This window comes from Buchnera aphidicola (Pterocomma populeum), from assembly GCF_049314985.1.
Classification (GTDB): domain Bacteria; phylum Pseudomonadota; class Gammaproteobacteria; order Enterobacterales; family Enterobacteriaceae; genus Buchnera; species Buchnera aphidicola_BQ.
This window is the reverse complement of record NZ_CP186013.1, coordinates 462,482-475,050: the sequence shown is the minus strand read 5'-3', so window position 1 is coordinate 475,050 and position 12,569 is coordinate 462,482. Positions and strand designations below refer to the sequence as shown.

Sequence of the window (12,569 nt, the reverse complement as noted above, 5' to 3'; positions counted from 1 at the left end):
CTCATATCTATTTATAAAAATATAATATTATTATCATAACAATTTTAGATAATTGAAATATCGAATGTACAATAGAATATTATTAAAAACACAAATTATATTTTTATATTAAAATATAATTTATTGATTATCTATAGTAATAGGTATTATAATAAAATATATTATAAAATTTTTTAATTAATGACTAAATTATGTAAATTATTTACTAAGGTAGAATGTAATTCAATCCAATCTCCCTTTTTCAAAGATTTAGGTAAAATAATATTTCCATATCTAATTCTAATTAAACGATTTACTTGACATTGTACAGCTGTTAACATTAATCTAATTTCACGATTTCTACCTTGACATAAAATAACTTTTAACCATATATTTTTTTTTGTTTGAGTATTATTTAATATTTCTATTTTTTTAAAAGAAGAATACTTATTATGAATTTTAACTCCATTTTTTAAAATATTTATTTTATTTTGATTAATATCACCAAAAACTCTAATATAATATTCTCTTTCTATTTTGTATTTAGGATGCATTAATTTATAGGCTAAATTACCATTATTAGTAAATAATAACAAACCCTGAGTATTTAAATCTAATCGTCCTATGCTAATCCATCGATTATTTTTTAATATTGGTAAAGTATTAAATACTGTTTTCCGTTTTTGAAAATCATATCTTGTACATATTTCTCCTTCAGGTTTATTATATAATAGAATTTTTGATGCATATGTTTTTTTTGTAAGAATAGCGATTTTGCCTTGAATAATTATTTTTCCAGGATCTATTTTAGATAATCTTTGTCCGATAATGGCTTTTTTTCCGTTTATATATATGTCACCATGATTAATTAGCATTTCAATAAATCTTCGTGAACCATAGCCAAAATCAGATAATAATTTTTGAATTTTTTCAGTCATTTTAAAATCAAATAAAATTGATATATATTAAAATATATATCTTAAAAATATTATTTATTCAATATATTTTAATTTTAAAGTTAATAGTATTTTTTATAAAAATAATGTGAAGGAATAAATGTTAATAATATTCCAAAGATTAGTGGAAAAATAAAGAATATTTCCAATGAAGAAATTTTATGTTTATATATATAATATTCTAATATCCTAGAAATAAATGGAAAAATTAAAAATACAGTAGACGCATAAAATGCACTAACTTTTTGTTGCAAATAAAAATAAGATAAAATGCCAAAAATTCCAGAAAAATCTCCAAGATATAAAACGGCTAAAATAGATCGATAAGAAAAATGATGAATATTAGGACATTCTATAAACCAAGCCATGCTAGAAAGCAATATTCCAGAAAATAATGATGGTAATGCGTTAAAAGTTAGTACTGATACATTACAGCATTTCTTTTGACATTCTGCATATACTATAGCATGCAAAAGTAAAGCTAAAAATAAAGATAACATTCCTTTCCATTGATAAAAATTTTCCGCTTTTAATTCTATAATTAAAATTGTAAATAGCGTTATTAATGCAATAAAAATACCAATTTTTTGAAAAAAAAATATTTTTTTCTTTAAATATAAAACAGAAATTATAAGAACAGCAACTGGCATATTAGAAAAAATTATAGCAGCGATAGAAGAATTAACATATGATCCTCCATACAACATTAAAGTAAAAGGTATTGAAAAATAAAAAATAGAAATTAATACTTGAAAATATCTTTGTCCTAATGGAAATAATAAAGGTGATTGTGTAAAGTAAGATAGTATAATTAATAATGGTGCAGCTAACAAAAATCGAATACCAGTAGCAAAAAAAGGAGGAATAGTTTCTACAGCAATTTTCATTGCAATCCATGTTGTTCCCCAGGTAATAGAAACTACAGTAAATAATATAAATATTATTATTTTTTTCATTAAAATAATTCCATAGTTAAAAGTAAATATCTAAATAATATAAATTATTTAAATTCAAATTATATAAATCCATGATATTTTTAAAAAAGATAGATATAAAAATAAGTTATTATATATATAAACATTTTATTAAAGGTAAAATATGAAAAATATTTATTATAAACACACTTTACTAAAGAATAAAAATCACATAAAAAATTATTCATTATTTCAATCAATTATTTCTGGTGAGCTTAGTGAAGAAAAAATCACAGCAATATTAAAAAATATATCTTTAGATGAATTAACCATTGAAGAAATGTTAGGAGCAATATATGCATGTTTAGAAAAAACAAAACACTTTCCTAGACCCAGTTATATTTTTTCTGATATAGTTGGTACAGGTGGAGATTCTAAAAATACAATTAATATTTCTACAGCTAGTGCATTTGTTGCTGCTGAATGTGGATTTAAAATTATTAAACACTGTAATCAAGGCATCTCAAGTAAATCTGGATCTGCTGATCTTTTAAAACAATTTGATATCAATTTAAATGCTACTGCTCAAAAATCCCGTCAATCATTAGATCAATTTAATATTTGCTTTCTATTTGCACAAAAATATAATGATGCGTTTAAATATTCTATTAATATTCGTAAAATAATAAAAAATAAAACTATTTTTAATTTATTAGGTCCTTTTCTTAATCCTGCCATACCAGTACGCATTATTATTGGTGTTTATGATAAAAAATTTATGCATATTTTTGCTCATGTTTTAAATTATTTAAATTATGAAAGAGCAATTATTGTTCATGGTAATGGAACTGACGAAGTTTCTTTAAACGGTATTACATATGTTACTGAATTATGCAATGGAAAAATTTTTTCATATGAATTAAAACCGGAAGATTTTGGTATAAACACTCATCCTGTACAAAAATATATAGAAAATTCACCAGAAGAAAATCATGATATTATTAGCAAAATTATGAAAGGAACAGGAGATAGATTATATGAAGAATTAATAGCCGTAAATGTAGCAATTTTATTAAAAGTTTTTGGTTATCAAAATTTAAAAGAAAATACTCAATTAGCACTTGAAAAAATTCGCAGTGGAGCCGTATATAATCGCATAAAAAATGTTGCTCATATATTAAAAGAAGATTAATATGCAAGAAACTATATTAAATCGTATTATATCAGATAAAAAAAAATGGATTCAAGAAAGAAAAAATGAAGAACCTTTAATGTCTTTTAAATATAAAATTAATACAAAAACACGTGACTTTTATACCGCATTAACATCAAAAAAACCTGTTTTTATATTAGAATGTAAACAATTTTCTCCTTCTTTAGGGTTAATTAGAAAAGATTTTAATTTATTTAAAATTGCTAATATTTATAAAAAATATGCTTCTGCAATTTCAGTTTTAACAGACGAAAAATATTTTCATGGAAATTTAAAATTTATTAATAAAGTACGAAACCATGTATTTCAACCTATTTTATGTAAAGATTTTTTTATTGATACATATCAAATTTATTTAGCCCGATATTATCAAGCAGATGCAATCTTATTAATGTTATCTGTTTTAAATGATGCTGAATATATTAAATTATCTAATACAGCAAAAAACATGAACATGGGTATTTTAACTGAAATTAATAATACTAAAGAATTACACCGTGCTCTTTCATTAAATGCTTCTGTTATTGGTATTAATAATAGAAATTTACATGACTTATCTATTAATTTAAATCGTACTCGAAAATTAGCACCGTTAATTCCTAAAGATAAAATTATTATTAGTGAATCAGGTATTAAAAAATATCATAATATTAGAGAATTAAGTTCATTTGTTAATGGATTTCTAATTGGTTCTTCATTAATGGTACATTCTGATCTTGATGTTAGTATTCGATCAATAATTATGGGTGAAAATAAAATTTGTGGACTAACTCGTTCTATTGATGCTCAATGTGCAGTAAAATATGGAGCTGTCTATGGTGGATTAATTTTTATTCAACATTCAAAAAGAAATATTACTATTCAAATAGCAAAAAATATTATTTTAAATAATAATTTACGATATGTTGGTGTTTTTCAGAATGAAAAAATAGAAAAAATTGTTAATATTTCTTTGGAATTATCTTTATATGCCGTTCAACTGCATGGAGATGAAAACCAAAATTATATTAATTTATTACGTACTCTATTACCTAAAAAAATACAAATTTGGAAAGCATTTTCTATTACTGTAAAAGTGCCTGAATGTAATTGGAAAAATATAGACATATACATATTTGATTCTTTTTCTCCAGGAAATAACCAATCTTTTGATTGGTCTCTTTTATCTCATAAAAAATTTCATAATGTTATTTTAGCAGGAGGTATTAATATAAAAAATTGTACTTTAGCATCCAAATTATATTTTTTAGGTTTAGATTTAAATTCTGGTATAGAAGATATACCAGGTATTAAAAATCATGAAAAAATAAAAATTATTTTTCATAAATTAAGATATTATTTTTAATTGAGTAACTATTAAAAAGAGAAAATATTATGAATTTACTCAATCCTTATTTTGGAAAATTTGGTGGTATGTATGTACCTCAAATATTAATGCCAGCTCTATATGAATTAGAAAAATGCTTTTTCTATGCACAAAAAGATAAAAATTTTAAAAAAAAATTGAATCATTTATTAATAAATTATGCAGGAAGACCTACTCCACTTACTTTATGTTCAAATTTAACTCAAGGAACTAAAACAAAAATATATTTAAAACGAGAAGATTTATTACATGGTGGTGCTCATAAAACTAATCAAGTATTAGGTCAAGCCATGTTAGCAGTAAAAATGAATAAAAAAGAAATTATTGCTGAAACTGGTGCTGGTCAACATGGAGTAGCTGCTGCAATTGCATCTGCATTATTAAAATTAAAATGTAGAATTTATATGGGTGCAAAAGATGTTAAAAGACAAAATCAAAATGTATTGCGTATGAAACTTCTAGGTGCACAAGTCATTACAGTTCACAATGGTTTAGGAACATTAAAAGATGCATGCAATGAAGCTTTACGTGATTGGTCTAGCAGTTATCAAACAGCTCATTATATGATAGGAACAGCTGCTGGACCACATCCCTATCCAACAATTGTTAAAGAATTTCAAAGTATTATTGGAAAAGAAACTAAAAAACAAATTTTAGAAAAAGAAAATAAATTACCAGATTCAATTATTGCATGTGTTGGAGGTGGTTCTAATGCTATCGGTATATTTTCAGAATTTATCAATGATCAAATTAATTTAATCGGTGTTGAACCTGCTGGTCATGGAATACACACTGGAAAACATGGAGCACCTATTTCACATGGAAGAACTGGTATTTATTTTGGTATGAAATCTAAATTAATGCAAGATACAGAAGGGCAAATACAAGAATCTTGGTCTATTTCTGCTGGTTTAGATTTTCCATCAGTTGGTCCTGAACATGCTTGGCTACACAGCATTAATCGGGCTCAATATGTATCTATTACTGATAAAGAAGCCTTAAATGCATTTAAAATTTTATGTAAAAAAGAAGGTATTATTCCTGCATTAGAATCTTCTCATGCATTAGCGTATGCATTAAAAATAATAAAAATGAATCCTAAAAAAGAACAAATACTTGTTGTTAACCTTTCAGGTAGAGGAGATAAAGATATTTTTACAGTAAATGAAATACTTAAAAAAAAGGACTAATCTAATGAATCGTTATAAAAATACATTTAAATGTTTATCTTTACTGAAAAAAGGATTTTTTATTCCATTTGTAGTTTTAGGAGATCCTAATTTAATAGTATCAATTAAAATTATTGAAACTTTAGTTAATAATGGAGCTGATGCTATAGAAATTGGAATTCCTTTTTCAGATCCATTAGCTGATGGACCAACTATTCAAAAAGCAAATCAAAGAGCTTTATCTAATAAATATACTATTTCAGAATATTTTTCTATTTTAAAAAAAATACGAAAAAAATATATCAATTTACCTATTGGTCTTTTGATATATGCAAATCTTGTATATAATCAAGGAATTGAAAAATTTTATTTACAATGTTTTAATTCTGGTTTAGATTCTGTATTAATAGCAGATGTTCCTATTGAAGAATCAAATGTTTTTTATAAAACAGCTAATCGGTATCAAATAAAATCTATTTTTATATGTCCGCCTGATGTAAATGATGATTTGTTACTAAAAATTATTAAATATTCAAAAGGATATATTTATTTGTTATCTCGATCTGGTATTACTGGTATAGAAAATAGTAATATATTATCTTCAAAAAATATAATAAACAAAATTAAGTCTCAAAGTTCTATTCCAATTATACAAGGATTTGGTATTTCTAATATCGCGCAAATCCAAGAAATTATGTTATCAGGCGTTTCCGGTATAATATGTGGTTCTGTTATTATTAATTTAATTGAAAAATATCTCGATAATGAAATAAAAATGATACAAAAAATAAAAGAATTAAGTATTTTATTTAAAAATACAATAAAATTAATATAATATTTATATATTAAAAATATAATATTATTTTTTCTAAAATGTTAAAATATATATCTATTTTATATAGATATAAAAAAATATTTCAATAATAATTTAAGATAAATAAAGAATTATTTATATTTTAATAATATACTTTGTACAACTATATATAATTTTATTATTTTATATACTATTTATTAAGGAATATAGATATGTTAATAAAAATAAAGGAAATATACCATGATACACATTATTTTTTTATTAAACAAATTAGTATAATTACTTTTATATCAATAATTGTGACATTATTTGGTTCATCAATAGCAACTTTTACTGAACCACATCTTAAAATAATATCATTATTAGAAAATAACCAATGGAATAATATTAATTCAATCATAGAAATTATCAATAAATTTAATATGCATGAAAAAAAAGAATTATTAAGATATTCAATATTAAAAATAATAGAATTACTAGCTAGTAAAACATTACTTTTAAGTAGTATAATTACTTTAATTTCATTTTTACATTACAAAAAAAAATCAATTATATTATTTATAAATTCTCTATTAAAATTATTACCTAGTATATTTTTAATACACTGTATTAGCATGTTAATAATCCAAATGGGTATGATGTTTTTTATTTTTCCAGGAATTATATTATCTTTTTTATTACTTTTATCTCCAATAATATTTTCTTTTCAAAACAATAATTTAATAGATTCTATATATTTAAGTATTTATATTTCTTTAAAATATATTAAAATAATAGGACCCATGATAATTCTATGGATTATTGCAAAATTATTATTAACAATGATATTTTCTCATGTCATTATTGTTAATAAACAATTTTCTTCTTTTATACTAAATATAAGTATTAATATGCTTTTTGTTTTTTTAAACATATATTTATTTCGCTTTTATATGCTTTTTATGCGTTCTAAGCATTCTTAAAATATTTAGGTTTTCTACATGAAAGGTATCATCCATATATTTCCAATTCTAATATTTTTCATTGTTTATAAAAATTATAATATTTTTGTTGCATCTAAATGTTTAATGATTTCCTCTGGATTATCATGTTTATTATATGTACTAATATATAATAAAATAGATAAAATTCATTTGTTAAGCTTTATTACAATCTTAATATTAGGTTCATTAACAATTTTTTTTCATAACAGTCAATTTATTAAATTAAAAGTCACAATTATTTATATGTTCTTTTCGACAGTATTATTAATTAATCAATTTTTCATGAAAAAATTACTTATTAAAAATTTCTTAAAAAAAGACATTACTATTCCTGATATATATTGGGAAAAAATTAATTTATATTGGGCTTTATTTTTTTTATTCTGTAGCATTTTAAATGTTTATATATCATTTAATTTTTCTGAGACATTTTGGGTAAATTTTAAAGTTTTTGGATTAACAACATTAACATTATTGTCAGTGTTAATTACTGCAATTTATATTGGTTATATAAAATATCGAAAATTATAATAGAGTAAATATTTACACATGATAAAAAAATATACATTACCAAAAGGAACAATAGTATTAAAAACATTAACGATGCCTTCAGATACTAATGCGAATGGTGATATCTTTGGTGGTTGGATTATGTCTCAAATGGATATGGGTGGAGCTATATTAGCTAAAGAAATATCTGGCGGGAAAGTTGTCACAGTGCAAGTGAATCATATGACTTTTTTTAAACCAGTATCTGTTGGTGATATTATTAATTGTTACGCAAAATGCATAAAAATAGGAATTAGTTCTATAACTATTAATTTAGAAGTATGGATTAAAAAAGTGTACTCTAAACCATTAGGTCAGTTCTATCGTGCTGCAGAAGCTATTTTAATTTATGTAGCGATTGATAAATTAGGAAAATCTCGTGAATTATTACCTATGAGCATTATAGAGTAAAAAAATTTACTATTTTACATTAATAAATATAAATTTTATATTTTTTTAATGTTTATGTATTTATAATTTAGAATATATTTTAAATTCATTAAAATATATTTCTATATTATTTTTTTACATTTTATATTAAAAATATTTTTATTGTAAATATAATTTTATAAAAATATAAATAAGGCTTTCAATGGATGAGTACTTTCTACAATTTAGCAAAATGTCTAATTTCAATTGCATATTTTTTATTTATTTTTAATGCAACTTTGCGCATTTTAATTAAACGTCGAAGTTTATCCTTTTTCATTTATTGGTTATTAATAATATATATTCTTCCAATATTTAGTATTTCTATTTGGCTATTTTTTAATAAATTATATTTAGAAAAAAAACACAAAAAAATAGCTAATAAAGCATGGTCTATATCTAATAAATTTCTTTATGAATTAAAATCATATAAACATTTTTTTCAAATAAAAAATAGTGAAGTTGCTACTGCAATATTTCAATTATGTAAAAATAGACATGGATTCTCTGGAATTAAAAGTAATAGTCTTGAATTACTTACAAACACCAAAAAAACTATTAAACTTTTAATACGTGATATTTATCTAGCACGAAAAAATATTGAAATGGTTTTTTATATTTGGAAACCCGGTGGTTTAGCTGATGATGTTGCAATAGCTCTTATTCAATCAGCTAAACGTGGAATACACTGTAGATTAATGCTTGATTCTGCAGGAAGTATTTCATTTTTTCGAAGTCCTTGGGTTAAAATCATGAGAGAAGCAGGTATTGAAGTAGTAGAAGCTTTAAAAATTAATTTATTAAGATTTTTTTTAAAACGTATAGATATACGACAACATAGAAAAATTGTATTAATTGATAATTATATTACTTATACTGGCAGTATGAATTTAGTAGATCCATTTTTATTTAAACAATATCTAGGATTAGGACAATGGATTGATTTAATGACAAGAATCGAAGGACCAATTACTACTACTATTGGAATTATTTATGCATACGATTGGGAAATTGAAACAGGAAATACAATACTACCTCCGCTGCCAGATAAAAATATTTTAAAAAATAATTTTAAAAATTTAAAAGCAAGTATTCAAGTCATTGCTTCTGGGCCAGGATTGCCCGAAAATGTCATTCATAAAGCATTACTAACAGCTGTTTATTCAGCTAAATATGAACTAATTATCACTACTCCTTATTTAGTACCTAGTAAAGATTTACTATATGCTATTTGTAAAGTTGCCAAAAGAGGTGTAAATGTAAGTATTATTATCCCTTTATATCATGATTCTGTATTGGTAAAATGGGCAAGTAGAGCATTTTTTAGCAAATTGTTACATTCTGGTGTCAAAATTTATCAATTCACAAAAGGTGTATTACATAGTAAAAGTATTCTAGTTGATCAACAACTTAGTTTAGTTGGAACTGTTAATTTAGATATGAGAAGTCTTTGGCTAAATTTTGAAATTACTATTATAATTGATGATAGTATTTTTGGAAATCAATTAGCTAATATACAATATCAATATATTTCAGATTCTCAATTATTAGATGAAAAAACTTGGTCTATGCGTGCATATTGGACTCGTATTCTTGAAAAAATATTTTATTTTCTAAGTCCTTTACTATGATCTTATATGATTTTTTAAAATTTTATATAAATTATATTTTTATAAAAAAATATATATTTAAAATATTAGTTATTTAAAAAATATATTTTTATTATATTTATACCCATATAATTAACATATACTATAAATATTTTAATTTAGTTCGGGGGTTCATTTAAAAACCCCTAAATTATAAAATATTTATATACAATCATAAAATTATTTTAATAAATGACCCATTTTATCAGCTTTTGTTTTAAGATAATGAAAATTTTTAGCATTTTTTTCTGCAATAAGAGGAACTCTTTCTACAATATTAATTCCAAATTTTTTTAACATAGTTACTTTTAAAGGATTATTAGTCAATAATCGAATTTTTTTTATATTTAAAATATTAAATATATCAGCACATAATGAAAAATCTCTTTCATCTGCAGAAAAACCAAGTTTTTGATTAGCTTCAACTGTGTCTAATCCTTGATCTTGTAAAGCATATGCTTTAATTTTATTTAAAAGACCAATATTCCTTCCCTCTTGACGGTGATATATTAATACACCATTACCTACTTCAGCAATTTTTTTTAAAGCCATTTCTAATTGAACACCACAATCACATCTTAAACTAAAAAAAGCATCTCCAGTTAAACATTCTGAATGTACTCTAGAAAGTATAGGAATATTTTTATTAATTTTTCCATGTACAAGAGCAATATGATTTTTACCACTTTTTTTTTCTTCAAAACCAAATATCATAAATTCCCCCCACTGAGTAGGTAAAATAGCTTTTTCTACTTCAATTAATTTCATATTTTTTCCAAAATGATGGTTAATGTAAATAATTATTAAATATTTTTAACTATTTTAAAATAAATGATTTATTGCATAGATTTTATAATAGAATTTAGTTTTTTTATTGGATTGTTCGACATAGTAATAGAACGTCCTATTACTATATAATCTATTTTTGATTCTCTAGCATATTTAGGTGTAATAATATTTTTTTGATCATACAACATGTCTACATTACATCTAATACCTGGAGTAATAATTTTCAATTTATCTTTAAATAAAAATTTAATTTTTTTTGCTTCACTCCCTGGGCATACTATACCGTCTAATTTACAACTATAAGATAATTTAGATAATATTAAAATATATTTATCTAATTTCATATCAATACCAATTTCTTTAAATTCTTCTTGTTTTAAACTACTTAAAAGAGTAATAGCAATTAATAAAGGTGCATTTTTTTTAAAAGATTCAAGTGCTTTTTTTGCAGACATAATCATTTTTCTACCACCAGACGCATGAATACTTAACATCCATACACCTAAGTCTGCAGCTGCTTGTATTGCGTTAAAAACAGTATTAGGAATATCATGAAATTTTAAATCTAAAAAAATTTTAAAACCTAATTGATGCAATTCTTTTATAAATTTATAGCCAAAAATGGTAAACATTTGTTTTCCAATTTTTAAGTAAAAAATAGATGGATCTAAAAGATTTACAATTTTCATAGCTGATTTTTTATTGGAAAAATCTAATGCAATAATAATTTTTGGTATAGAAATAAGATTAGAATGCAGCATTATATGATCTCTATGGTATATAATATTTTTAATTTAAAAAACTGTTTAATTTTTATAAAAAATTTAGATCATTTATTATTAATAAATGAATGAGACTGGATATTAGCATGATATGATGAACGAACTAAAGGTCCACAAAATGCATTAGTAAAACCAATAGATAATGCTTCTTTCTTAATATCTTCAAATTCTATAGGTGAAATATAACGCTGAACTGGAAAATGAGCAAGACTTGGTTGTAAATATTGACCAACAGTTAATAATGATACTCCAGCTGCATATAAATCCTTCATAACTGCAGAAATTTCTTTATCTTTTTCTCCTAAACCTATCATTAACCCTGATTTTGTAGGTATATGTAAATATTTATTTTTAAATGCCTCTAATAGATATAAAGATTTTACATAATTAGCTCCAGGTCTAACTTTTTTATATAAACGAGGTACATTTTCAATATTATGATTAAATACATCTGGTAGCTCTTTATTAAAAATATCTAAAATAATTTTTATTCTACCTCTAAAATCAGGAACCAATATTTCTACTTGAACAGTATTTTTTTCTCTTATAGCTTTAATACAATTAACAAAATGTTGTGCTCCTCCATCATATAAATCATCACGTGCTACAGAGGTAATAACTACATAATTAATCTTCATATCAAATATTGTATTGGCTAATTGTATTGGCTCTTTTTTATTTACAACACTTGGAATACCATGAGTAACAGCACAAAATGGACAATTACGAGTACAAATTGAACCTAAAATCATAAATGTTACAGTTCCATTATTAAAACATTCTGATAAATTTGGACAATTAGCTTCTTCACATACAGAATTTAAATTATTTGTACGTAAAATATTTTTCATTTTTTGTATTTTATCAGAATTAAATGGAATTTTTACCTTTATCCATGTTGGTTTTGTTAATTTATTTATATTAATAATATTTTTAACAGGAATGTTAATATTTTTTTTTATCTTCATGAAATTTTT

Annotated in this window: 13 protein-coding genes; 8 read left to right on the top strand and 5 right to left on the bottom strand. The window is 23.0% G+C overall.

What is annotated here, in order from left to right:
• Positions 1-173: 173 nt before the first annotated feature.
• Positions 174-917: a pseudouridine synthase gene (locus ACOI1G_RS02375; protein WP_422667206.1), complete on the bottom strand. Its 744-nt coding sequence runs from the start codon at positions 915-917 to the stop codon at positions 174-176.
• Between the two features lie 80 nt (positions 918-997).
• On the bottom strand, positions 998-1,891 hold the full coding sequence (locus ACOI1G_RS02370; protein WP_422667205.1) for a DMT family transporter: 894 nt from the start codon (positions 1,889-1,891) through the stop codon (positions 998-1,000).
• Between the two features lie 142 nt (positions 1,892-2,033).
• On the opposite strand from ACOI1G_RS02370, the gene trpD reads away from it, so the two are divergent.
• From trpD to cls, 8 genes are all read left to right on the top strand, one after another.
• Positions 2,034-3,041, top strand: coding sequence for an anthranilate phosphoribosyltransferase (trpD, locus tag ACOI1G_RS02365; protein ID WP_422667204.1), 1,008 nt, complete (start codon positions 2,034-2,036; stop codon positions 3,039-3,041).
• 1 nt (position 3,042) lies between these two features.
• Positions 3,043-4,407 (top strand): bifunctional indole-3-glycerol-phosphate synthase TrpC/phosphoribosylanthranilate isomerase TrpF, encoded by a 1,365-nt coding sequence (gene trpCF, locus ACOI1G_RS02360; protein WP_422667203.1) that lies wholly within the window; start codon positions 3,043-3,045, stop codon positions 4,405-4,407.
• A 26-nt stretch (positions 4,408-4,433) separates the two neighbouring features.
• Positions 4,434-5,618, top strand: a complete 1,185-nt coding sequence (gene trpB / locus ACOI1G_RS02355; RefSeq protein ID WP_422667602.1) for a tryptophan synthase subunit beta — start codon at positions 4,434-4,436, stop codon at positions 5,616-5,618.
• A gap of 4 nt (positions 5,619-5,622) precedes the next feature.
• The gene (trpA, locus tag ACOI1G_RS02350; protein WP_422667202.1) at positions 5,623-6,432 is read left to right on the top strand and encodes a tryptophan synthase subunit alpha; all 810 of its coding nucleotides are present in this window, start codon (positions 5,623-5,625) and stop codon (positions 6,430-6,432) included.
• Positions 6,433-6,623: 191 nt separating this feature from the next.
• A complete protein-coding gene (locus tag ACOI1G_RS02345) occupies positions 6,624-7,373 on the top strand; it encodes a YciC family protein (RefSeq protein ID WP_422667201.1) in 750 nt (249 codons plus the stop codon).
• Positions 7,374-7,391: 18 nt separating this feature from the next.
• Entirely contained in the window at positions 7,392-7,925 is a 534-nt protein-coding gene (locus tag ACOI1G_RS02340) for a septation protein A (RefSeq protein ID WP_422667200.1), read from the top strand.
• Between the two features lie 18 nt (positions 7,926-7,943).
• Positions 7,944-8,354 (top strand): acyl-CoA thioester hydrolase YciA, encoded by a 411-nt coding sequence (yciA, locus tag ACOI1G_RS02335; protein ID WP_422667199.1) that lies wholly within the window; start codon positions 7,944-7,946, stop codon positions 8,352-8,354.
• 185 nt (positions 8,355-8,539) lie between these two features.
• Positions 8,540-10,003, top strand: coding sequence for a cardiolipin synthase (cls, locus tag ACOI1G_RS02330; RefSeq protein WP_422667198.1), 1,464 nt, complete (start codon positions 8,540-8,542; stop codon positions 10,001-10,003).
• Positions 10,004-10,201: 198 nt separating this feature from the next.
• On the opposite strand, the gene ribA is transcribed toward cls, so the two are convergent.
• The 3 genes from ribA to lipA all read right to left on the bottom strand — a co-directional run bounded on the left by ribA (position 10,202) and on the right by lipA (position 12,560).
• Complete coding sequence (ribA, locus tag ACOI1G_RS02325) at positions 10,202-10,789, bottom strand: GTP cyclohydrolase II (RefSeq protein ID WP_422667197.1); 588 nt, start codon at positions 10,787-10,789, stop codon at positions 10,202-10,204.
• 68 nt (positions 10,790-10,857) lie between these two features.
• Complete coding sequence (gene pyrF / locus ACOI1G_RS02320) at positions 10,858-11,571, bottom strand: orotidine-5'-phosphate decarboxylase (RefSeq protein WP_422667196.1); 714 nt, start codon at positions 11,569-11,571, stop codon at positions 10,858-10,860.
• 68 nt (positions 11,572-11,639) lie between these two features.
• On the bottom strand, positions 11,640-12,560 hold the full coding sequence (lipA, locus tag ACOI1G_RS02315; protein ID WP_422667195.1) for a lipoyl synthase: 921 nt from the start codon (positions 12,558-12,560) through the stop codon (positions 11,640-11,642).
• Positions 12,561-12,569: the final 9 nt, after the last annotated feature.